The organism is Streptomyces sp. NPDC007863, from assembly GCF_040633895.1.
Lineage (GTDB): Bacteria > Actinomycetota > Actinomycetes > Streptomycetales > Streptomycetaceae > Streptomyces.
The window spans coordinates 54,259-75,468 of sequence record NZ_JBEYEI010000022.1; the positions used below are offsets into that span (position 1 = coordinate 54,259).

Annotated in this window: 19 protein-coding genes; 6 read left to right on the plus strand and 13 right to left on the minus strand. The window is 73.9% G+C overall.

Features of this window, described 5'->3' with window-relative positions:
* Positions 1-11 precede the first annotated feature (11 nt).
* From ABZ621_RS30255 to ABZ621_RS30265, 3 genes are read right to left on the minus strand one after another with little or no spacing between them, the layout of a single operon-like run.
* Positions 12-2,630 (minus strand): cation-translocating P-type ATPase, encoded by a 2,619-nt coding sequence (locus tag ABZ621_RS30255; protein ID WP_360609613.1) that lies wholly within the window; start codon positions 2,628-2,630, stop codon positions 12-14.
* A 9-nt stretch (positions 2,631-2,639) separates the two neighbouring features.
* Positions 2,640-3,500, minus strand: coding sequence for a universal stress protein (locus ABZ621_RS30260; protein WP_360609614.1), 861 nt, complete (start codon positions 3,498-3,500; stop codon positions 2,640-2,642).
* On the minus strand, positions 3,497-4,399 hold the full coding sequence (locus ABZ621_RS30265) for a universal stress protein (RefSeq protein ID WP_360609615.1): 903 nt from the start codon (positions 4,397-4,399) through the stop codon (positions 3,497-3,499). Before ABZ621_RS30265 ends, ABZ621_RS30260 begins: the two co-directional genes overlap by 4 nt.
* Positions 4,400-4,640: 241 nt before the next feature.
* On the opposite strand from ABZ621_RS30265, the gene ABZ621_RS30270 reads away from it, so the two are divergent.
* On the plus strand, positions 4,641-5,267 hold the full coding sequence (locus tag ABZ621_RS30270; RefSeq protein WP_360609616.1) for a CBS domain-containing protein: 627 nt from the start codon (positions 4,641-4,643) through the stop codon (positions 5,265-5,267).
* 48 nt (positions 5,268-5,315) lie between these two features.
* Positions 5,316-6,305, plus strand: coding sequence for a nitroreductase family protein (locus ABZ621_RS30275; protein WP_360609617.1), 990 nt, complete (start codon positions 5,316-5,318; stop codon positions 6,303-6,305).
* 35 nt (positions 6,306-6,340) lie between these two features.
* On the opposite strand, the gene ABZ621_RS30280 is transcribed toward ABZ621_RS30275, so the two are convergent.
* From ABZ621_RS30280 to ABZ621_RS30290, 3 genes are read right to left on the minus strand one after another with little or no spacing between them, the layout of a single operon-like run.
* Positions 6,341-8,737 (minus strand): glycoside hydrolase family 65 protein, encoded by a 2,397-nt coding sequence (locus tag ABZ621_RS30280; RefSeq protein WP_360609618.1) that lies wholly within the window; start codon positions 8,735-8,737, stop codon positions 6,341-6,343.
* The gene (locus tag ABZ621_RS30285) at positions 8,734-9,507 is read right to left on the minus strand and encodes an HAD-IA family hydrolase (RefSeq protein ID WP_360609619.1); all 774 of its coding nucleotides are present in this window, start codon (positions 9,505-9,507) and stop codon (positions 8,734-8,736) included. Before ABZ621_RS30285 ends, ABZ621_RS30280 begins: the two co-directional genes overlap by 4 nt.
* Positions 9,504-10,586 carry a zinc-dependent alcohol dehydrogenase family protein gene (locus ABZ621_RS30290; protein ID WP_360609620.1) on the minus strand — a complete coding sequence of 361 codons (1,083 nt, stop codon included), beginning with the start codon at positions 10,584-10,586 and terminating at the stop codon, positions 9,504-9,506. The genes ABZ621_RS30285 and ABZ621_RS30290 overlap by 4 nt, the downstream gene beginning before the upstream one ends.
* A 197-nt stretch (positions 10,587-10,783) precedes the next feature.
* Here ABZ621_RS30290 and ABZ621_RS30295 point away from each other — a divergent pair, with 197 nt between their 5' ends.
* The 4 genes from ABZ621_RS30295 to ABZ621_RS30310 all read left to right on the plus strand — a co-directional run bounded on the left by ABZ621_RS30295 (position 10,784) and on the right by ABZ621_RS30310 (position 14,143).
* Positions 10,784-12,211, plus strand: coding sequence for an MBL fold metallo-hydrolase (locus ABZ621_RS30295; RefSeq protein ID WP_360609621.1), 1,428 nt, complete (start codon positions 10,784-10,786; stop codon positions 12,209-12,211).
* A 93-nt stretch (positions 12,212-12,304) separates the two neighbouring features.
* Complete coding sequence (locus tag ABZ621_RS30300; RefSeq protein ID WP_360609622.1) at positions 12,305-12,775, plus strand: cyclic nucleotide-binding domain-containing protein; 471 nt, start codon at positions 12,305-12,307, stop codon at positions 12,773-12,775.
* A gap of 11 nt (positions 12,776-12,786) precedes the next feature.
* Positions 12,787-13,440 (plus strand): CBS domain-containing protein, encoded by a 654-nt coding sequence (locus tag ABZ621_RS30305; RefSeq protein WP_360609623.1) that lies wholly within the window; start codon positions 12,787-12,789, stop codon positions 13,438-13,440.
* 94 nt (positions 13,441-13,534) lie between these two features.
* Positions 13,535-14,143 carry a CBS domain-containing protein gene (locus ABZ621_RS30310; protein ID WP_360609624.1) on the plus strand — a complete coding sequence of 203 codons (609 nt, stop codon included), beginning with the start codon at positions 13,535-13,537 and terminating at the stop codon, positions 14,141-14,143.
* A 91-nt stretch (positions 14,144-14,234) separates the two neighbouring features.
* Here ABZ621_RS30310 and ABZ621_RS30315 read toward each other — a convergent pair whose 3' ends face one another.
* The 7 genes from ABZ621_RS30315 to ABZ621_RS30345 form a co-directional block, all read right to left on the minus strand.
* On the minus strand, positions 14,235-16,973 hold the full coding sequence (locus ABZ621_RS30315) for a cation-transporting P-type ATPase (protein WP_360609625.1): 2,739 nt from the start codon (positions 16,971-16,973) through the stop codon (positions 14,235-14,237).
* Positions 16,966-17,568, minus strand: coding sequence for a hypothetical protein (locus tag ABZ621_RS30320; protein WP_360609626.1), 603 nt, complete (start codon positions 17,566-17,568; stop codon positions 16,966-16,968). Before ABZ621_RS30320 ends, ABZ621_RS30315 begins: the two co-directional genes overlap by 8 nt.
* Before the next feature lie 46 nt (positions 17,569-17,614).
* On the minus strand, positions 17,615-18,118 hold the full coding sequence (locus tag ABZ621_RS30325) for a flavodoxin domain-containing protein (protein ID WP_360609627.1): 504 nt from the start codon (positions 18,116-18,118) through the stop codon (positions 17,615-17,617).
* Positions 18,115-18,567: an Hsp20/alpha crystallin family protein gene (locus ABZ621_RS30330; RefSeq protein ID WP_360609628.1), complete on the minus strand. Its 453-nt coding sequence runs from the start codon at positions 18,565-18,567 to the stop codon at positions 18,115-18,117. Before ABZ621_RS30330 ends, ABZ621_RS30325 begins: the two co-directional genes overlap by 4 nt.
* Positions 18,568-18,758: 191 nt before the next feature.
* Positions 18,759-19,580 (minus strand): ABC transporter permease subunit, encoded by an 822-nt coding sequence (locus ABZ621_RS30335; protein ID WP_360609629.1) that lies wholly within the window; start codon positions 19,578-19,580, stop codon positions 18,759-18,761.
* Positions 19,577-20,554, minus strand: coding sequence for an ABC transporter ATP-binding protein (locus ABZ621_RS30340; protein ID WP_360609630.1), 978 nt, complete (start codon positions 20,552-20,554; stop codon positions 19,577-19,579). Before ABZ621_RS30340 ends, ABZ621_RS30335 begins: the two co-directional genes overlap by 4 nt.
* 37 nt (positions 20,555-20,591) lie before the next feature.
* A complete protein-coding gene (locus tag ABZ621_RS30345) occupies positions 20,592-21,005 on the minus strand; it encodes a CBS domain-containing protein (protein ID WP_360609631.1) in 414 nt (137 codons plus the stop codon).
* Positions 21,006-21,210: the final 205 nt, after the last annotated feature.

Genomic DNA, 21,210 nt, shown 5'->3' on the forward strand with positions numbered 1-21,210 from the left:
CGCACCCGGTTTCACCGTAGTCCCATTCTCTCGTCCGTTCCTGCCGGACCCGATGGCCGGAAGGCGGTGCGAAGGGCACGTGCCGCGAGGAATCCGGCCGGCGCGCAGGCCGCCGCCAGGGCGAGGCCCGCGCCTCCCAGCGGGTCCGTGTCGAGGCCGGCACGGAGGAAGGGCACGTACAGGGCCGCCAGGGCCAGGAGCGCGGAGACGAGGACCGAGGCGGGGAGGAACGGGTTCTTCCGGGTGAACAGCCGGGCTCGCAGTCCGAGGACGACTCCGAGCTGGGCGGCGAGCAGGGCGAGGAAGAGGACGCTCTGCCAGGCGAGGCCCCGTGCCTGCGCGGCCAGCCCCGCGCCGAGGGACACCGCCGTGACGACCGCGGCGAGGACCAGCAGGCGCTGCCAGGCCCCGCCGCCGAGGATGTGCTGGTCCGGAGGGCGCGGCGGGCGTCGCATCGTCCCGGGCGACGCGGGTTCGGCGCCCATGGCCACCCCGGTGAGACCGTGGGTGAGGAGGTTGATCCAGAGGATCTGACCGGCGCGCAGCGGCAGGGGCAGCCCGAGGAACGGGCCGGCCAGCATCACGAGGATCTCCGCGGCCCCGCCGGCCATCCCGTAGACGAGGAAGCGGCGGATGTTGTCGTAGACGCGTCGCCCCTCCTCCACGGCCGACACGACCGTCGCGAGTTCGTCGTCCGTGAGGACGAGGTCGGAGGCCTGGCGTGCGACCTCGGTGCCGCGAGCGCCCATGGCGACACCGATGTCGGCCCGGTGCAGGGCGGGGCCGTCGTTGACACCGTCGCCGGTCATGGCCGTGACCGCGCCTTTCGCCCGCCAGGCCGCGACGATGTCCAGCTTCTGCTGGGGGTCGGTACGGGCGAAGACGCGTACGGACGTGAGGTCGGGAACGCGGCCGGCGGCGACGTCCGCTCCGGTGACGACGTGGACCGCGTGGCCGTCGGTCTCGTCGGCGAGGCCGACGGCGTCCGCCACGGCGCGGGCCGTAGCCGGATGGTCGCCCGTGATGAGGACGGGGGTGATGCCGGCCGCGCGGCAGGAGGCGAGCGTCCGGGCCGCGTGGGGCTTCGGCGGGTCGCTCAGGGCCACGAGGCCGAGGAGCTTCAGCCCCGACTCGGCTGTGGCGACCCGCTCCGGCACGTCGTCACGCACACCTGATGCCACGGCGAGCACCCGGTACCCCTCGCCCGCGAGGTCCGCGGCCGCTCTCCCGGCGTGCGCGACGGTGTCCGCGTCCGTCCTCAGCACCGTCGCGGTGAGGACCGCCTCGGGCGCTCCCTTCAGACAGACGAGGACCCGACCCGGGGCTGCCTCGTGCAGGGTGGTCATGCGCTTGCGGAGACTGTCGAAGGGCGCTTCGCCGATCCGGGGGTGCCTGGCCCTCAGTTCCGGCTCCGGGGGGCATCCCGCCTTGGCCGCCGCCGCGAGGAGGGCGGCTTCCATGGGGTCGCCCACGGCGGTCCAGCGGCTTTTGTGGTCCGTCGCGTCGGGCGGGCGCAGCGTCGCGTCGTTGCAGAGGACGGTCGTCCTGAGCAGCTCCCGTACCGGGGCGAGCTCCTCGGGGAGGGCGTTCCTGCCGACGACCAGGGCCTCCCCCTCGGGTTCGTAGCCGACGCCGGTGAACTCGACGCTCACCCCGGGTGTCCAGACCCGCTGGACGACCATGCGCCCCTCCGTGAGGGTGCCGGTCTTGTCGGTGGCGAGGACGGACACCGAGCCCAGGGTCTCCACCGCCGGCAGTCGTCGCACCAGGGCATGGCGGGCGACCATGCGGCGGGCCCCGAGGGCGAGGGCGAGCGTGACGACGGCGGGCAGGGATTCGGGAACGGCGGCCACGGCCAGGCTGATGGCGGTGACCGCCATGGTGCCGAGCGGGAGACCGCGGACGAGCCCGAGGGCGAAGACCAGGACGCACAGGGCGAGCGTCACCGCGGCGAGGATCCGGCCGAGGGCGGCGAGGCGGCGTTGCAGGGGGGTCGCCTCCCGCCGGTCGTCGAGCAGGGCGGCGATGCGGCCGAGGGCGCTCCTCGCGCCCGTCGCGGTGACGGTGGCCACGCCCCGGCCGCGTACGACGACGGTTCCCGCGCTCAGGGCGTCCTCGACGTCCTTGTCGACCGGTACGGACTCCCCGGTGAGCATGGACTCGTCCAGGAGCAGGGCGGACGCCTCGCCGAGCAGGGCGTCGGCGGCGACGATGTCGCCCTCGCCGAGGACCAGGACGTCGCCGACCACGACCCGGGCGGACGCGAGGTCGCGGACGGCGCCGTCCCGCCGCACGCGCGCGTGCGGGGCGCTGAGGGCGGACAGGGCGGCGACGGCGTTGTCCGCGCGGACCTCCTGGACGACGCCGACGGTGGTGTTCACGACGACGACCAGGGCGATGACGATCGCGTCGGGGTGGTCTCCGATCGCCAGGGTCAGCGCGACGGCGCCGAGCAGCACCATGATCAGCGGGTCTCGGAGCTGGGCGAGGACCCGGCTGTACAGCCGGACGGGCCGGCGGGCGGCCACCTCGTTGGGCCCCTCGGCGGCGAGCCGTCGGGCCGCCTCCGCTTCGGTGAGTCCCGTCGCCGGGGAGGCCGGGGCGGCCTTGGCGGTGGCCGGTGTCGTCATGGCGCGCACTCACCCGGTGGGGACGGTGATCACGGGGCAGTGGGCGCGGTGGAGCAGTCCGTGGACGACGGAGCCGACGCGCATGCCGGTGTAGCCGCCCCGGCCCCGGCGGCCGACGACGACCGCCAGGGCGTGCTCGGCGGCGGCGGCGAGCAGTTCGACGGGCGAGCCGATGAGCATGTCGTGGGTGAGGCGGACGTCGGGGTACTTCTCGGCCCATCCGGCGGTGGTCTCCGAGAGGAGCCGGCGTTCGGCGTGGAAGAGGGTGTCCCCGGTGTGGAGGGTGAAGACGGGCGGCTGCCAGACCGCGACGGCCCGCAGGGCGCAGTGCCGGAGGTCGGCCTCCTCGAAGGCGAAGGCGAGGGCCGCCCGGGAGGATTCGCTGCCGTCGACGCCGACGACGAGGTACGGCGGGTCCTGGGTGGTGTGCTCGGCGTCGCCCACCACGACGACCGGGCAGCGCGCCTGGGCGGTGACCGGAACGACGAGGGATCCGGCGCTGAGGAACTCCTCGGTGCGGCTCAGGTGCCGGGAGCCGAGGACGGCCATGGCGGCCCGCTGTGCCGTGCCGGCCATCACGGCCGCCGGGAAGCCGTCGACGAGCGCGGAGTCGACGTGTACGTCCGGCTGCCTCGTCCTGACCCAGTCGGTCGCGGCGCGCAGCGCGTCCTCGCCTCGCCGGGTCAGGGCCTCGTGGCGGGGCGTGCCGTCGACGTGCCGGTGGTCGTGCGCGGGAGGTACGGCGACGACGAGGCGGAGTGCCAGCCGGCGTCGGTGTGCCTCGTCGGCGGCCCAGGCCAGGGCGAGGCGTCCTGCGCGGGCGGGGTCGATGCCGACGACGATCTCGCGGTGTTCCGGGGTGGTGGTCATGAGGTGCTCCCGTGTCCGGGTCCGTGCCGGGGGACGAGTTCCACCGGGCAGTGGGCGTGTTGCAGCAGGGCGAGCGTGGTCCGGCCCAGGGTCGGCCCCAGGTAGTCGGGGGCGCGGCGGCCGCCGACGACCAGGAGGTCGGCGCCACGGCCGGCTTCGACGAGGGATCCGGCGACGCTGGGGTTCTTCTCGCCCTCGGTCTCGATCTTCAGGTCCGGGAACTCGTCACGCAGGCGGACGGCCGTCCTGGACTGGACGGACACGTGCTCGGCCGCCTGGTCGCAGAGGCGATCACGGGAGACCGTCCACTCCCCCTGCGGCCAGGCCCTCCTCCACACGTGCAGCAGCCGGAGCGGTCGCCCGCGCAGCAGGGCCTCGCGGGCGGCCGCTCGCGCGCAGCCGAGGTCGTGGTCGTCCCGGATCCCCGCCAGCACGGCGCCCGGGGGCCCGGTCCGGTCGTGTCCGCGGACCACGACCACCGGTGTGCTCGCGGTGGCCGCGGTCCGCAGGCCGACCGATCCGAGGAGGAGCGAGGCGAATCCGCCGCGGCCCCGGTGCCCGACGACGATCGTGCCGCTCAGGGCGGCGGCGTGCCGCAACGCCTCGGAGGGCGGAAGGTCGCTGAGTTCCTTGACGACGGACACGTCCGGGTGGCGTGCGGAGACGGTCTGCGCCGTGCGGTCGAGGATCTCTCGCCCGGTCCTGCGGCTCTCGTCGATCTCGGCCTGGAAGAGGTACCGGGCGACGGAGTCCGTGTCCGTCGCGTGGACGAGGAAGACGGCCGATCCTCGCAGGTGTGCTTCCTCTGCGGCCCACAGGGCGGCGGACAGCGCACCGTCGGATCCGTCGACGCCGACGACGACGCTTCCGGGGCGCCGGGGTCGCGGGGCTGCGGCCATGGCTCCTCCTTGCCGGGTGCGGGGGGACTGCCTTTCGACCCTCGCACCCCGCGCCCGGAGGACCGGAGGGCCGCTGGGGGCAGAGGTGGGGCCAAAGGTCCCGCTCGTGGTGGAGCGCGGGACCCGCGGGGCCCGGTCGGGCCCGTGGGTGGACCGTTCGGCCCCTCGCCGATGCCGCCGGCGGGGGTGGACGGTGGTGGCGTAGGGATCCACCAGTCGACTACCCGATCGGGAGGCCGCGATGAAGCACCTGAAGGTCGGTGGCCTGATGACCGACGACGTGGTCTCCGCCCTCCCCGACACGTCGTTCCGGGAGGTGGCGAAGCTCCTCGCCGAGCACGACATCAGCGGTCTGCCCGTCGTGGACGCCGACGAGCGCGTCGTCGGCGTCGTCTCCGAGAGCGACCTCCTCGCCCGCAGGGCCCTGACGGCCCGGGGCGTGATGAGCGCTCCGGCCGTCACCGTGCACGCCGAGGAGGCGGCGGCGGACGCGGCCCGGCTCATGGTGCGTCGCGGGGTGGAACGCCTTCCCGTGGTGGACGAGGAGGAGCGGCTGGTCGGCATCGTCACCCGCCGCGACCTGCTCCGCGTCTTCCTCCGCCCGGACCACGAGATCCGACGGCGCATCCGCGAGGAGGTTCTCGCGGACGCCATGGACCTGCCGCCCGACGCGGTCGACGTGCACGTCCTGGACGGTGTGGTGACCCTCTCCGGCCGCGTCCGGCTGCGGAGCCAGGCCGTGATGCTCCGGCATCTCGCCGACCGCGTGGAAGGCGTGGTCGCCGTCGTGGACCGGCTGTCGGCACGCGACGGCGACGGACGCCTCGACGCCCCGTCCACGCGGTCGGCCTACGACTTCTCCGAATGACCGCCCGGCGCACAGACAGAATGCCCGCCCGCACAGACAGGACGTACCGTGTCCCCCACCGCGCTTCTCCGTCCCCTCGTCACCTCACTGGTGGAGGAAGCCGTCCTGGCGCCGTCGATGCACAACGCCCAGCCATGGAGGTTCGTGCACCGGGAGGCGTCCGGCACTCTCGAACTGCACGGCGACCCGGCCCGCGGCATGCCCCGTCAGGACCCCGCCCACCGGGCCCTGCACATCGGCTGCGGCGCCGCCCTGTTCGGCCTGCGGGTGGCCGCCGAGCACCGGGGCCTGCGTCCCGAGGTCCGTCTCCTGCCCGACCCCGAGGACCCCTGGCACCTGGCCGACGTCCGGTTCGGCGTTCCCTCGGCCGCCGGTGGCGATCTGGGCGCGCTGCATCCCGCTCTGGCCAGGCGGCACACCAGCCGTTTCCCTTTCTCCGAGGAGCCGATCCCGGTCGAACTGCTCGACGGTCTGTGCGCCGCCGCGCGGCTGGAGGGCTGCCGCCTGGTCGTCCCCGGTGACTGGCACACCGACACCGTCATGGGCCTCGTCCACGCCTCCGAGCTTTTCGAGGCCGCCGACGAGGCCGTCCGCGCCGAGATCGCGGCCTGGACGCGTACGGGAGCGGCCGGCGAAGGGACCAGTGCCGACGGTGTCCCCGCCTATGCCTTCGGCCCCCGTCAGTACGACGTGACCGCGCCCGTCCGGGACTTCGGCGCCGCGGGCCGGACGCCCGTCCGCGCGTCGGCCCGCTTCGAGAAGACGCCGCAGATCACCCTGCTCGGAAGCGCCGCGGACACGCCGGAGTCGTGGCTGGCGGCGGGGCAGGCCCTGCATCGGGTCCTGCTCCAGGCCACCCTCGACGGGCTCGCCACCTCCCTCATGTCACAGCCCCTCGAATGGCCGGAACTCCGCTTCGACGCGCGGGACCCCCTCTCGGCCGTCGGATACGTCCACATGGTCATACGCCTCGGCTACGGGCCGGCCGGCCGGGCGACGCCCCGACGCGCCGTCGCCGACGTGCTCGCCTTCGCCTGAGCGCGGGTGGGCCCGCCCGCCCCCTCTCGCCCCTCTCACAGCGTGAACCAGCGTTCCTCGCCGGGCAGGACGGTGAACTTCCGTTCTCCCGGCAGGACGAGGGAAACGGAACCTCCCGGGCCGGCGGGGACGTGTATCCCGATCCGGCCGGGCAGCACGCGCAGGCGGACGCCCCGGTGCCCGCCGGAGCACAGGGTGAAGGCGAACCGGGGCAGCTCGCGGAGGGCCACCGGCGCCACCCGCAGTCCCTCCGGCCCGGCCTCCAGGCCGGTGATCCCTCGCTCGACCAGATCGATCGTGCCCGCCATCGCACCGAGGTGGATGCCCTCCCCCGTCGTACCGCCCTGCACGTCGGCCACGTCGGCGAGCAGGGCCTCCTCGCAGTACCGCCAGGCGCCGGGGCCCTTGAGCCGTGCGAGCACCCAGCCGTGGACCAGGCTGCTGAGGGTCGAGCCGTGGCTGGTGCGGCGCAGGTGGTAGTCCACCGTGGCGCGCCAGGTCGCATCGTCCATCCGGTGTCCGAGCCGCGCGAACAGTTCGACGAGTTCGTCGGGACGGAAGAGGTAGCCGAGCATGAGGGTGTCCGCCTGCTTCGACGCCTGGTAGCGGTTGACGGTGTCGTCCTCGGCCTCCAGGATCCGGTCCAGTCGGCGGATGTCCCCGTAGCGCTCCCGGTAGGCCTCCCAGTCGAGCTCCGCCAGCTCCCCGAACCCGTCGAACTGGCTCACGACGCCGTGGTGGAACGGCACGTGCAGGCGGCGCGACACGTCGTCCCAGCGGGCGATGTCCTCCTCTCCCAGGGCGAGCCTGCTCCGCAGCTCCGCACTGCGCCCGGCGGGCAGTTCACCCAGCAGGTCGATGCCGCGAGCGAGCACCCAGGCCGCCGTCACGTTGGTGTACGCGTTGTCGTCGATGCCCGGGGTCTCCGCGTCGGGGTAGGCGTCGTGGTACTCGTCCGGCCCCATCACCCCGCGGACGCGGTAGCGCTCCAGAGCGGGATCGAACACGGCGGCGCCCGCCCAGAACCGGGCGACCTCCAGCAGGATCTCCGCCCCCTCGCCGTACAGGAAACGGCGGTCGCCGGTGGCCCGCGCGTACTTCCACACGTTGTACGCGACGGCCGAGCCGACGTGCCGCTGGAGCCGGGAGTGGTCGGGCAGCCAGCGGCCCGAGCGCGGGTTGAGGTGCACCTCCTGGGTCTCCTCGTCACCTGAACCACCGCTCTGCCAGGGATACATGGCGCCCTGGTGTCCTGCGCGCAGGGCCGACGCACGGGCGGCGGGCAGACGTCGGTGGCGGTACATCAGCAGCGCTCTCGCCACGTCGGGGAAGTGGAGGCCGAGGTAGGGCAGGACGAAGAGCTCGTCCCAGAAGACGTGGCCCCGGTACGCCTCGCCGTGCAGACCCCTGGCCGGGACGCCCACGTCGAGGCCGGCCGTGTGCGGGGAGAGCGTCTGCAGCAGGTGGAACGCGTGCAGGCGCAGGATGTGGCCCGCCTCTCCCGGCACGTGCAGCTCGCCCTTCTCCCAGAGCCCCTGCCAGGCCGCCTCGTGGGCGGCCCGAAGGACGGGGAAGGCGGGGGCGTGGGTGGCGGTCCGGACGGCCACCGCGAGGAGTTCGCCCGGCCGTCGGTCCGAGGAGGTGAGCAGGGCCAGCGTCTTGGCGCACCACGCCGGCCGCCCCCTGGCGATCGGCAGGCGGTACGTCTGCACGGTGCCGGTGGAGGTGCGGATCGACCGGGCGGGGCGCTCGGGGCGGGTTTCCGTCCGGACGGCCAGGGCGATCAGGTGTCCGGGGTCGCTCGTGCGGCAGGAGAGTCCGGCGACCCCGCCGGGCGCGAAGAGCGTCCGGTGGCCGGTGAGATGCCGGCGCTCCAGGTGGTGGTAGCGCTCGACGCCGGTGTTGGCGACGTCGCCGTCGAGCACGGACTCGACCTCGATCTCGCCCCTCCAGCCGTAGGCGTGGAAGGTGGTGCGCTGGGCGGCGAGCTCCGGGTCTCCCATGTGGACGAACCGGGTGTGTCCGACGCGCAGTCCGCGTCCCCGCGCGTCCCGGAACAGGAGGTCGCGGTGGAGGATCCCGCGCCGCAGGTCGAGCCGGACGTCACAGTGGCGCAGTTCGTCGGAGTCGGGGGTGAGCCATGGTCCCGCCGGTTCGCCCTCCGGCAGGCGGCGGTACCGCAGCAGGGTCCAGTTCGGGAGGTTGACCAGGTCCTCGTTCTCCACCGCGCGGCCGTCGACGAGCGAGGTGCGGCGGTCGTAGCAGCCCGCGAGGTAGGTCCCCGGGTAGTGCGTGGTGCCGGCGACGCATTCGGGCGCGGAGCCCCGGGTGGCGAACCGGCCGTTGCCGAGCGTGCAGAGGGCCTCCACCAGCCGCTCCCGCTCCGGCGCGTAGGCGTCGTACCGCCAGGTCCAGCCGCGGCCCGAGGTCACGGCCCGGCTCCCCACACCGCCTCCACGAGCTCCATGAGGTCGGTGACGACGAGATGGGCACCCTGTTCGCGCATCGCGCCGGCGGCGTGCCGGTCGGAGGTGCGGTCGACACCGACGACGAGGCCGAAGCGTCCGCGGCGGCCCGCCAGAACGCCGGCGAGGGCGTCCTCGACGACCGCGCATTCCTGGGGACGGACGCCGAGGGCGTGCGCCGCGTGGAGGAAGAGCGCGGGGTCCGGCTTTCCTTCGAGGCCGAGCCGGGCGGCGTCCGCGCCGTCCACGACGGTGGTGAGGAGCCGGTCCGTCCCGGCGGAGGCGAGGAGCGCGCGGGCGTGGCGGGAGGCGGAGACCGCCGCGCGGGGCACACGGAGGGCTGCCCAGGCCGTGAGGGCCCGCGAGGCGTCCTGGAAGGCGGTGACCGGCCGGGCGTCCAGGGCGTCGCGGAAGGCTTGCTCCTTGCGGGCGGCCACCGCCCGGACCGTGTCGCAGCCCGGCCGGTCGCCGGCCGAGCCGGCGGGGAGGCGGATGCCCCGGGCGGACAGGAAGGCGGCGGCCCCGTCGTATCTGGATCTGCCGTCGACGTACCGCCGGTACTCGGCGTCCTCGTCGAAGGGTTCCCCGCTCCCCGCCCCGGCCGCCCATCGGGGAAGGCAGCCGTCGAAGGCGGTCTTCCAGGCGGCGGCGTGGACGGCGGCGGAGTCGATCAGCACGCCGTCGGTGTCGAGGACGACGGCACGTGGGGGCGAGGGACGGGTCCTGTGCTCGTTCATGCGGCTCCCGTGGCGGGCGCGGGGTCGACGGCCGTGTGCTGCGGTCCGCCGAGCGCGACCTTGATCGCGCCGGTCCGGGCGGCGTGCCCGAAGACGTCGTACGCCTCCTCCATCTGCCCGAGTGCGAAGCGGTGGGTGACCAGCTCGGCGGTGGGGAGCCGGCCCGCGGCCGTCATGCGCAGCAGCATCGGCGTCGAGGAGGTGTCGACGAGCCCGGTGGTCAGGGTGACGTCCTTGATCCACAGGTCTTCGAGGTGGAGGGCGGCGGGCTTGCCGTGGACGCCTATGTTGGCGACGCTGCCTCCGGGGCGGACCATCCGGGTGCACATCTCGAAGGTCTCCGGTACGCCCACGGCCTCCATGACGACGTCGGCGCCGAGGCCTTCGGTCAGGTCGGCGACGAGCTGTTCCGGTTCCTCGCCGGCCGTCGCGGTGGCGTCGGCGCCGAGGCGCCGGGCGGCGGCGAGGCGGGAGTCGGCCAGGTCGACGGCGACGATCCGGCCGGGGCTGTAGAGGCGGGCGGTGATGATCGCGGCGAGGCCGATGGGTCCCGCGCCGACCACGACGACCGTGTCGCCCGGCCGCACGCCGCCGTTGAGGACGCCCACCTCGTAGGCGGTGGGGAAGATGTCGGCGAGGAGCACGGCGTCGAAGCTGTCGACCGTGCTGGGAACCGGGTGGACGGAGAGGTCGGCGAAGGGCACGCGGACGTACTCCGCCTGGGTGCCGTCGATGAGGTGGCCGAGGACCCAGCCGCCACCGCCCCGGCACTGCCCGTAGCGCTGCTCGCGGCAGAAGCGGCAGCGCCCGCAGGACGAGATGCAGGAGATCAGGACCCGGTCGCCGGGCCGCACCGTCCGCACGTCGTCACCCGTCTCCATCACCGTGCCGACCGCCTCGTGGCCGAGCACGCGTCCGGGTTCCACCTCGGGCACGTCCCCCTTGACGATGTGCAGGTCGGTGCCGCAGAGGGTGACGGCGTCGACGCGGACGATCGCGTCCGCCGCGTCCTTCACCGCGGGATCGGGCACGTCCTGCCATGCGACGCGGCCCGTTCCCCGGAACACGAGAGCCTTCATGACGACCGCCTTCCCTGAAGTCCGAGGGTCCCGCCCCCGCGGATCCCGTCGTCAGGCTCGCCCCACGGCACCCCCGCGCGCATGGGCCGGTCGGTCCCCCGCCGGGGACCCTCGGGCCCCTGGCACCCGGCGCCGAACGGCGTGAGGGTGGAGCTGGACCGGTGCGACCGGCCCGTGGCGCGAAGGAGGGCCCTTCCATGTCCGAGGCAGCAGCGCACACCGCCCCGTCGGTTCCGCGCCCCGCCCTGCTCAGTTTCCTGGGCGGCGTGGGGACGGTCACCGGAAGCAAGTTCCTGGTCGAGAGCGACCATGCCCGGATCCTCCTCGACTGCGGTCTCTTCCAGGGTTTCGCGAAGCTGCGGCGGCGCAACCGGGACCGCTTCGCCCGGGACGCGGCCGACGTCCGCGCCGTGATCGTCACCCATGCCCACCTGGACCACTGCGGCTATCTGCCGCGCCTGGTCAGGCAGGGCTTCCGCGGCCCGATCCTCGCGACCCCGCACACGGCCCGGCTCGCCGGGATCGTGCTGCGGGACAGCGCCCGCCTCCAGATGGAGGCGGCCCGCCACGCCAACGAGCACGGCTGGTCCAAGCACCGTCCGGCGAAGCCGCTCTACGACGACACCGACGTCGAGAAGACGATGTCCTTCTTCGACCCCGTCCCCGTCGGGGCGGACGTGGAGATCATGTCCCACACGCGGCTGACGCTCCACCACGGCGGACACATCCTCGGCTCGGCCTGGGCCCGCCTCACCCTGGAGGACGGGCACACCCTGGCCGTCTCCGGTGACCTGGGACGCCCCGGTCATCCGCTGCTGCTGCCCCCGGAGCCGTTCTCCGGCGCCGACGTGCTGCTGATGGAGTCGACGTACGGCGACCGCCGCCACGACCAGGAATCCGCCCGCTCGGAGTTCGCCGCGGTCATCGAGCGGACCCTCGCGCGAGGCGGCACCGTGGTGATCCCGGCCTTCGCGATCGACCGCACCGAGGTCGTCCTCCACGAGCTGACCCGGCTGCGCGAGGCGGGCGTCCTGCCCCGCTCGGTACCGGTGTACGTGGACAGCCCCATGGCCCTGGCCGCGTTGGACGTCTACCGGGACGCCGTACGCGAGCGCTCCTCCGAGCTGCGGCCCGAGATCCTGGCACGGGGCGAGGCCGCGCTGAGTCCGGCACCGTTCCTCGCCGCCCGTACGGTCCAGGAGTCGATCGACATCAACAGCACGCGCGGCTCCGCCGTCATCGTCTCCTCGGCCGGCATGGCCACCGGCGGCCGTGTCCTGCACCACCTGCACCGTCTCCTGCCCGACCCGCGCAACGCCGTCGTCGTGGTCGGCTTCGCCGCCGCCGGCACCCGCGCCCGCGACCTCGTCGACGGGGCGCGGGCGCTGAAGATGTTCGGCGAGTACGTGCCCGTACGGGCCGAGGTCGCCGACGTCCCCCACTTCTCCGCCCACGCCGACGCCGCTCAGATCGTCGACTGGCTCCGGGACGCGCCCGCCCCGCACACCACCTACCTCGTGCACGGCGAACCGGCCGCGTCCGAGGCGCTGCGCGACCGCGTCGACCGCGAACTGGGCTGGACGGCCGTCGTGCCCCGCTCCGGCGAGGCCGTCCTGGTCCGCTGAGACGGGCCCATCGGCCCCTCGACGGGACCCTCGCGGCCCTGCCGCCCGCGGCACGCTCCACGGGATCCTGCAGGGGAAGGGCTGGAGGACACCATGACCACCACGCGGACCCTGCTGGACGAACTCTCCCCGGAAGCCCGGACACGGCTCCTGGAGCACTCCCGCCCGGTCCGTTTCGACGCCGGCGTACGGATCTTCCGCGAGCGGCAGCGTGCCGACCGCTTCTGGATCCTCCGGACCGGCCGGATGGAGCTCGACACCCATGTACCGGGCCGCCGTGACGCCACCGTCGACACCCTCGTCGGCGGCGCGCTCCTCGGCTGCTCGTGGATCATGCCGCCGTACGTCTGGCACCTCGGCGCCACGGCGGTGACGGAGGTGCGTGCGCTGGAGTTCGACGCCCGGGCGGTCCGGGAGCTGTGCGACCGGGACCCGGCCATCGGCGAGGCGGTGTTCGCGTGCGTCGCCGCGACGATGGCCCGCCGGCTGCTGACGCTCCGCGGTCGCCTGCTCGACGGCCTCGTTCCCCGGCACGGCACCGAATTCCCGGCCTACGCCCGCTGAAGGAGAGAGCCATGACCACACGACCGTTCACCGTCGCCGACGTGATGACCACGAAGGTGGTGGCCGTCCGGCCCGACACCGCGTTCAAGGAGATCGCCGCCGCCATGGAGCGCTGGAAGGTGACCGCCCTGCCCGTCCTGGAGGGAGAGGGGCGGGTCGTCGGTGTGGTGTCCGAGGCGGACCTGCTCCTCAAGGAGGAGTTCCACGACCGCCACATCGGGATGGTGGAGCAGCTGCGACGACGGGACGCCACCGCCAAGGCCGGTTCCGACCGGGCCGCGGAGCTGATGACCACACCCGCCGTCACGGTCCGCCCCGAGGCCTCCCTGCCCCGGGCGGCCCGGGTCATGGCCACCCGCCGGGTCAAGCGGCTGCCGGTCGTCGACGCCGACGGGATGATCCAGGGCGTGGTCAGCCGGTCCGACCTGCTCAAGGTCTTCCTCCGGTCCGACGAGGAGCTCGCCGACGAGGTCCGCCGCGACGTCGTCGGCCACCTGTTCCCGCTCTCACGGGACCGGATCGAGATCAGCGTCGAGGCCGGTGTCGTGACCCTGACCGGCGACGTGCGCGACAGCACCCTCGTCCCGCTCGCGGAGCGTCTGACCCGGGCCGTCGAAGGTGTGGTGGACGTCCGGTGCGCCCTCACCCTCGCCACCGGGGCGTGAACCCGGTGGCCCGTCCCCGGCCCGCCCCGCCCCGTGGTGACGGACGATCCCGACAGGTGGGGGCGCTGGTTCCGTACAGGGAAGGTGAACGGCGATGAGGCACCGAAGCGTGGCCGAGCTGATGACTCCCACGGCCGTCAGCGTCGGGCGGCAGACGACGTTCAAGGAGATCGCCCGCCTCCTGGACGAGTTCGACATCACCGCCGTCTGCGTGGTCGACGAGGAGAACCGCCCGCTGGGCGTCGTCTCCGAGGCCGATCTCGTCCGTCACCGCGTGGTCGGCTCCGGTCCCGACACGGCCGGCGCGCTCATGTCGAGTCCTGCCGTGGTCGCCCGTCCCGATTGGAGTGTGGTGCGGGCGGCCCGGGTCATGGACCGGGCCGGCGTGAAGCGGCTGCCGGTGACCGGCGACGACGGCCGGCTCGTGGGGGTCCTGAGCCGCAGCGACCTGGTCCGGCTGTTCCTCCGCAGGGACCGGGCGATCCAGGAGGAGATCGTCGAGGACGTCATGACCCGGACGCTCGGTCTGCACCCCTCGGACATCGCGGTGGAGGTCGAGGACGGCCGGGTCACTCTCAGCGGCACGGTCCGGCGCCCCGGACTCGTGCCCGTCCTCCTCAGGCTCTGCAACAGCGTCGACGGAGTCGTGGGCGTCGTGGACCGGCTCCGACGCGACGACGAGACCTCCGATACGGGGACGTGACGACGCGAACACCTCGCGCTGTCCCAGGGACCTGTTCGACCTGATCGTCGGCCTCGACCGCCGGGTGCTCCGCGTCGCCGCCACGCGAGCCTCATGACGGACCGGCGCCCCGGGAGAAGTCCCCCTGACGGCGCCGCCGGGCGCGCCGCACCTCGTCGACGCCCCAGACCAGCAGCGGGAAGGTGCCGATGAGCAGGACGACGTCCCAGGGGAGCGGGGCCGTGCCGAAGACCTGTCGCAGCGGAGGGGCGTAGACGAGGGCGGCGGTGAAGCACAGTTCGAAGGCGATGCCCGCGAGCAGCAGGGGGTTGGACAGGACCCCGATCTCGCGGAGCGCGGCCCGGTCGGTGCGGGCAGCGAAGGCGGTGCCGACCTGGCAGGAGACGATGCCGGCGAACGTGGCCGTCGTCGCCGTCACGTACGCGCCGTGCAGGGGGGTCCCCTCGCCGGTGGGGTCGCCGGGCTGCCAGCCGGCGCGCCACAGGACGTAGAAGAATCCGGCCATCACGAGGACGGCCGAGACCAGGCCGAGGTATCCCCAGGCACGGACGAGCATGTCGCGGGAGATGACGCCCTGGTGTTCGGGGCGGGGCGGCCGTCGCATGACGCCGGGTTCGGAGCGTTCCCTGCCCAGCGCGAGGGCCGGGAGGGTCTCCGTGCCGAGGTCGATGGCGAGGATCTGGAGCACCGTGAGGGGAAGGGGCACGGCGCCCGCCGAGAGGGCGAAGACGAGGAAGGGCACGATCTCCGGGGTGGCGTGGGCGAAGATGTAGACGATGAACTTCCGGACGTTGTCGTAGACGCGACGTCCCGATTCGATCGCGGTCACGATGGTGGCGAAGTCGTCGTCGGTCAGCACCATGGCCGCCGCTTCGCGGGCCACGTCCGTGCCGGAGCGGCCCATGGCCACGCCGATGTGCGCGCGGTGCAGGGCGGGGGCGTCGTTGACTCCGTCGCCCGTCATGGCGACGATCCGGCCATGGGCACGGAGCGTGTCGGCGACCTTGAGCTTCGTCTCGGGCGAGGAGCGCGCGAAGACGATCTCGGCGTCGTCCTCGACGAGGAGCCGGTCCAGTTCGTCATCGCCCAGGGATTCGGAGGCGGCCACGACCTCCAGGCGAGGCACCCCGATGCCGGCCTCCCGTGCGATCGCGGCCGCCGTGGCGCCGTTGTCCCCCGTCACCACGTGCACGCGCACCCCGGCCTCGTGGCAGCGGCGGACGGCAGCGGCCACCTCCGCCCGTGGCGGGTCGTACAGACCCACCAGGCCCAGCAGGGTCAGGCCGGCTTCGGCGTCCTGCCTCCGGGCGGGTGTCCCCTCGTCCACCGCGAGGTCGCGCACGGCGACGGCCAGGACGCGCGTGCCGGCTTCGGCGAACCGCTGGGCCGCTGCTCGGGCCGCCTCTCGGTCGGGACCGGGCAGCACGCGTTCCAGAACGGCTTCGGGCGCTCCCTTGACCACCACCCTGGCGGCCCCGGACTGCCCTGTGTCCTGCACGACGGACATCGTCCGAAGCCGTGGGTCGAACCGGAAGAGTGCCCGGCGCCGCGCGTCGCGCCGGTCGAGGTCCGTCGGGACGTCCAGCGCGGCGGCTCCGTCGACGAGTGCGGACTCGGTGGGGTCGCCGTGCAGCTCACCGTCCGTGTCCCGGGTCACCGTGGTGCACTCTGCGGCCGCCCGCACCAGCGCCTGGGCCCAGGGTCCCGCTTCCGTTCCGTGGCCCGGCGTCCAGTGCGTCCGCAGGTGCATGCGGTTCCGGGTGAGGGTGCCGGTCTTGTCCGTGCAGATGACGCTGGTGGAACCGAGGGTTTCGACCGCGCTGAGCCGCTTGACCAGGGCGCCCTGCCGGGCCAGGGCGCGGACGCCGACGGCGAGGGCGAGGGTGATGGTCGGCAGCAGCCCTTCGGGGACGTTGGCGACGAGGAGCCCGATGGCGAACATCAGCGAGTCGGTCACCGGCAGGCCGACCGCCACGCCGAGGACGAGGAAGACGACGCCCATGCCCGTGGCGACGCCGGCAATGAGCCAGGCCACCTTCTTGACCTGCCTCTCCAGGGGGCTCGGCTCTCGTATGGTCCGCTGGCTGAGGGCGGCGATCCGTCCCAGCTCGGTGCGGTCCCCGGTGGCGAAGACGACGGCCCGGGCCTGGCCTTCGACACAGGTCGTCCCGCTGAAGACGAGGTTGGGCTCTTCCAGGAGGGGCGCGCCGAGCAGCCCGGCGGCCGCCACCCGTTCCGCCGGCACCGACTCCCCCGTCAGCATCGACAGGTCCACCTCCACACCGCCCTCGGTGATCCTGCCGTCCGCCGGAACCTTGTCCCCCTCCTCCAGGACGATGACGTCGCCCGGCACGAGGTCGCGGGCCTCCACGGCGAGCGGGTGCCCGTCGCGCACGACGAGGGCGTGCTCGGGCAGATAGCGGGCGAGGGTCTCCACCGCGCGCTCCGCCTGTCGTTCCTGGAGCAGCGCGAAACCCGCGTTGACGACGATGACCGCGAGGACGGCCCAGCCGAGCACGGCCAGGTCCGCCACGAAGGCCAGCGCCGCGGCGGTCCACAACAGCAGGGCCAGGGGGTGTGCCAGCTGTGCGGCCACCTCCCGCCAGAAGGGGACGCCCGCCTTGCGGCGCACCTCGTTCGGGCCGTGCACGGCGAGGCGGCGGGCCGCCTCGCGGGACGACAGCCCGTCCGGGCCGGTGGCCAGCTCACGGCGGAGGCGGGGAAGGGGCTCGCTCGGATCGAAGGGGAGCGCCTCGGCTGTCGGCCGGACGGTGTTCGCACGTCGGTCGGCGCGACCGGTCACCGTCCGGTCGGCGCCGTCGTCAGGCATCGTCCGTCCCGGGGCCGCTGTCCGGGCCGTTCTCCCTCCGGAGCCGGCCGGACCAGACGGGCTCGACCTGCTCCCACTCGTGCTCCAGCGCCGCGAGCGTGCGGCCGTCGACCCTCCGCCGCAGGAGGGCGAGGACGCCGGCTCCGGTCGCGGCGACGGCCCCCGCCGTCGCGGTTCCGCCGGCGACGGAGGTCAACAGGACGTCCGACGAACTGTCGGCCCGCCGGACGGCGGCTCCGGAGTCGTCCACGGAGACGGTCACGGTCCGCCCCTCGGCCGTCCGGGTCGGGACGTCGACGGTGCCGGAGCGGCGCACGCCGTCCGGGTACTCCCACACGGCGGGCGCGACGGCCCGGTTCGCCGCCCCGCTCCGGGCCAGCGCGGACGGCTCCTGGGCCGGGCCCGTGGTGGTCGCCGTGACCTGGTGCAGGTGGGCGGCGCGGATGCGTTCCGCCCGGGCGCCGAAGCTCCACAGGTAACCGGCGGCGATAGCGCCGCAGACCAGGGCGAGGGTCAGGACGACGATCACGGCCGTCCGGCGGCCCGGCCCGCGCGGCGGTCGCGGCCCCGTACGGGGCGGTTCACGGTCGGTCATGGCACGCCTCCGGGCGCTTGTCCCCCGCCGGCGGGAAGGCCGGGACTCAGCCGGCCTCGTCGAGTGCGGCTCCGATGCGGTGGGCCCAGGCGCGGATGCGGGCCGGGTCCCGGAAGTCCCCGCCCTTGCCCTTGCGGACCATGGCCCGGGCGATGAAGTCCGGGTTGTCGGCGGTCAGCGCGCCCCCGAACGTGACGTGCTCCCTCGCGCCGAGCTGCTTCATGCGGCGGGCGACCCCGGGTACGGGCGGGATGTCGTGCTGTTCGGCGGAGCTGTCGACGGGGCCGCTGCTGAAGAGCCAGACGGGGCGGTGCCGGAGCTGTTCGGCGTTGCGACGGGCGCATTTGCGGGCCTTGCCGTTCCAGCGTCCGGCGTAGAGCGCCCCGCCGAGGACGACGCCGTCGTAGTCGCTGACGTCGGTGACGGTGTCCGCCGGCCGGACGTCGGTGTCGAATCCGTCGTCCTGGAGGGTCCGGCCGATCTCGTCGGCGATGCCGGCGGTGGCGCCGTGTCTGCTGCCGTAGGCGACGAGGACGCGCTTCGGCGTCATGATCGGTCCTCCTCGCCGTCGGTGGCCCGCTTGACGCGGATGGTCCGTGTCGCGCGGGTGTCCTGGGCGGGCATCGGGATGCGGACGGTGAGGATGCCGTCCGTGTAGGAGGCGTCGACGTCGTCCACGGGAATGCTGTCGGGGAGGCGTACGGTCCTGCGGAACGCGCCGTAGCGGAATTCGGAGTGATCCTTGTCCTCGGTGTTCTCCCGGTGCTCGGCGCTCACGGTGAGGAGGTTGTCGTCGGCCGTGAGGGAGATGTCGTCCGGGTCCATGCCGGGGAGTTCGGCCCGCAGCGTGTAGACGCCGTCGCCGCTGGTGACCTCGACCGGGATGGCGTGGGCGGCCGTGGCCGGACGCCATCCGGGGAGCCCGGGGAACTCCCTGCCGAACCACGTGTCGAAGTCGGGGAAGAAGCTGTGCCTGCGTTCCGGCTTGGCTCCGGTCATGGTCCTGCTCCTCTTCCGCGGTGCCGGGTCTGCCGTCCCGGCGGGTGGCGGAGGGTCCGCCTCCGCAGTTCCAGGCTGCCGCCTGTCCGTCGCGCGGCGCAGTGTCGAAAGGGGCGGTCGGAGAGGGCCGAACGGTCCCGTTTCCCGGGGGCCCGACCGGCCCTTGTGGCTCCGGCGTCCTGGTGGGCCGGTCACCGGGCGAGGTCACGGCGGCGCAGCAGGACGTGGGCGGCGAGGAGGCCCGCCGTGCCGACGCCCACCAGGACGGCGAGCTGTGGCCACAGGACGGCGCCGCGCGCGAGCGCGTCGCCGGGCGTGTAGTAGTGGAACGGACTGGCGTAGCGCAGGGGCGCGGCGGGCTCCCAGGCGAGGGCGATGAAGTTGACGGCGAACCCGACCGCCCCGAAGGTGACGACCGCGCCGAGGACCCGGGACCTGGTGCGTCCGGCCGCCGACACGGCGAGGGCGGGCCCGATCATGCAGAGCGTGAAGCCGTAGCCCATGAGACCGGCCGCGAAGACCCCGCCGAGCCCGACCTCGGCGTGGATCTCCGGGGACAGCGCGACTCCGACGGCGACCGTGAGGGTGGCGGCCGCGGTGACCCCGGCGGAGGCCAGCAGGCACGCCCCGGTGCGCTCCGCGAGGAGCCGGGCGCGGGTGACGGGACGGACCATGACGAGTTCGATCGTCCCTGATTCCACATCGGCGGCGACGGCCGCCGCGGTGAGCGAGCCGACGGCGGTCAGCTGGAGGGCGATCCAGAAGGGGTGGACGAGTCCGGCGCCGAGCAGACCCGGGTAGCTGGCGAGGGAGACCTCGCCGCTGGAGCCGCTGAAGGCCCGGTAGGCGGAGGGGGGTCCCTTCGTACCCGAGGAGAAGAGCTGCTCGGGCGGGATCGTGTTCGTGACGACGACGATCAGCGCCTCGAAGGCCACCATGCCGAGCAGGACGGCCGTGAGCATGCGGCGGCGGCGGTGCAGGGCGAGCCACAGCAGGGGCAGGCGGGTCCTCATGACGGCTCCCCGGTCGGGGGGCCGTCGCTTCGGGCCGGATCCCGTGCCGGATCTCGGGCCTGGTCTCGGGCCGGATCCCGGTACAGGTCCAGGAACGCCTCGGTGAGACCCGCCTCCTCCACCGTGATGTCCCGGACGGGCAGGGTGAGCAGCTGTCGCAGGGTGGTGGTGATGTCCTTCGGCGGGACGAGCAGTTCGGCCCGGTCTCCCTGCCACCGCGGGTGCCAGTGGTCCGCGGGGCCGAGGCCGCGCGGGGCGCCGGACGGGTCGGGGTCGAGGGTGACGCGGATCCTGCGGGCCCTGGCCTCGCGCAGCGCCGCAACGCGCTCCACGGTGACCAGCCGCCCTTCGCGCACGAGGGCGACCCTGCCGCAGGCCCGCTGCACCTCGGGGAGGACGTGGCTGGACAGCAGGACGGTGCGGCCGGCCTCGGCGGCCTCCGCGACCAGTTCGTAGAACGTCTCCTGCACGAGCGGGTCGAGTCCTTCGGTCGGCTCGTCCATGACGACGAGCCGGGGTTCGTGCTGCAGGGCCTGCACGAGCCCGAGCTTCTGTTTCATGCCCCGCGAGTAGCCGAGGACGGGGCGGCGCAGGTCACGCTCGGAGAGGTCGAGCCGAGCGCACAGTTCCCTCCGCCGGTTCGCGGGAGACCCCTGGAGCGCGGTGAGCAGGTCCAGGGTCTCCTCACCGGTGAGTTCGGGGTAGAAGCGCAGCTCTCCCGGCAGATAGCCGAGGTGGGGCGCCAGCCGTGGGTGGTCGGCGACGGGATCGAGTCCGAGCACCCGGATCCGGCCGCCGGTGGACCTGAGGAGCCCGACGAGACAGCGGAGCGTCGTCGTCTTCCCCGCGCCGTTGGGGCCGAGGAGGCCGAACACCTCCCCGGCCCGCACGGCCAGGGACAGCGCGGTGATGCCGACGACGGGACCGTAACGCTTGGTCAGTCCGTCGAGTTCGATGGTGTTCGGCGCGTCCATGTGGTCGGCCCTTCCGCCTTCGGCCGCTCGGCCGAGATCAGCGGCAGACCTGCTCGACGAAGTGCCCCACCCGCTCCTCCGGGAGGTGCAGGGCCAGGTCCGCCTCGCTGATCATGCCGACGAGCCGGTGGTCGTCGATGACGGGCACGCGGCGGATGCGGTGGTCCTGCATCGTGCGGAGCACCTCCTCGCTGTCCGTGTCCGCGTCCACCGTGACCGGCTTGCCCTGGGCGAGGTAGCCGGCCCTCATGTGCCGGGGGTCCTTGCCCTTGGCCAGGCACTTCACCACGATGTCCCGGTCCGTGACGATGCCGTGGAGCCGGTCGTCCGGACCGCAGATCGGCAGCGCTCCGACGCCCAGTTCGCTCATGCGGCGCGCCGCGTCCATCAGCGTCTCGTCCTCCCGTACGCAGGTCGCGCCGGTGTGCATGATCTCTCTCGCGGTCGTCATGGCCGTCTCCTCCTCGTCAGTGGTCGGTGCATCGGTCAGAGAAGTGCCGCTGGCACCCGGATGGTGTGTACGAGGCGCCGGTGCGGGGTGCTCGCCGACGCGGGAAGCGCACGTGCCGCGCGCTGCGCGGAGTGTGCCCGGTGCTCCTGGCCCCCGGGCCGGAACGACGTGCGGGCACGGTCGTGACGACGGTGGTTCCTCCGGG

Bases quoted from the DNA above. Each gene is read 5' to 3' on its own strand.
- ABZ621_RS30255 (WP_360609613.1), bottom strand. From the start codon at position 2,630: ATGACGACACCGGCCACCGCCAAGGCCGCCCCGGCCTCCCCGGCGACG.
- ABZ621_RS30260 (WP_360609614.1), bottom strand. From the start codon at position 3,500: ATGACCACCACCCCGGAACACCGCGAGATCGTCGTCGGCATCGACCCC.
- ABZ621_RS30265 (WP_360609615.1), bottom strand. From the start codon at position 4,399: ATGGCCGCAGCCCCGCGACCCCGGCGCCCCGGAAGCGTCGTCGTCGGC.
- ABZ621_RS30270 (WP_360609616.1), top strand. From the start codon at position 4,641: ATGAAGCACCTGAAGGTCGGTGGCCTGATGACCGACGACGTGGTCTCC.
- ABZ621_RS30285 (WP_360609619.1), bottom strand. From the start codon at position 9,507: ATGAACGAGCACAGGACCCGTCCCTCGCCCCCACGTGCCGTCGTCCTC.
- ABZ621_RS30290 (WP_360609620.1), bottom strand. From the start codon at position 10,586: ATGAAGGCTCTCGTGTTCCGGGGAACGGGCCGCGTCGCATGGCAGGAC.
- ABZ621_RS30295 (WP_360609621.1), top strand. From the start codon at position 10,784: ATGTCCGAGGCAGCAGCGCACACCGCCCCGTCGGTTCCGCGCCCCGCC.
- ABZ621_RS30300 (WP_360609622.1), top strand. From the start codon at position 12,305: ATGACCACCACGCGGACCCTGCTGGACGAACTCTCCCCGGAAGCCCGG.
- ABZ621_RS30305 (WP_360609623.1), top strand. From the start codon at position 12,787: ATGACCACACGACCGTTCACCGTCGCCGACGTGATGACCACGAAGGTG.
- ABZ621_RS30310 (WP_360609624.1), top strand. From the start codon at position 13,535: ATGAGGCACCGAAGCGTGGCCGAGCTGATGACTCCCACGGCCGTCAGC.
- ABZ621_RS30315 (WP_360609625.1), bottom strand. From the start codon at position 16,973: ATGCCTGACGACGGCGCCGACCGGACGGTGACCGGTCGCGCCGACCGA.
- ABZ621_RS30320 (WP_360609626.1), bottom strand. From the start codon at position 17,568: ATGACCGACCGTGAACCGCCCCGTACGGGGCCGCGACCGCCGCGCGGG.
- ABZ621_RS30325 (WP_360609627.1), bottom strand. From the start codon at position 18,118: ATGACGCCGAAGCGCGTCCTCGTCGCCTACGGCAGCAGACACGGCGCC.
- ABZ621_RS30330 (WP_360609628.1), bottom strand. From the start codon at position 18,567: ATGACCGGAGCCAAGCCGGAACGCAGGCACAGCTTCTTCCCCGACTTC.
- ABZ621_RS30335 (WP_360609629.1), bottom strand. From the start codon at position 19,580: ATGAGGACCCGCCTGCCCCTGCTGTGGCTCGCCCTGCACCGCCGCCGC.
- ABZ621_RS30340 (WP_360609630.1), bottom strand. From the start codon at position 20,554: ATGGACGCGCCGAACACCATCGAACTCGACGGACTGACCAAGCGTTAC.
- ABZ621_RS30345 (WP_360609631.1), bottom strand. From the start codon at position 21,005: ATGACGACCGCGAGAGAGATCATGCACACCGGCGCGACCTGCGTACGG.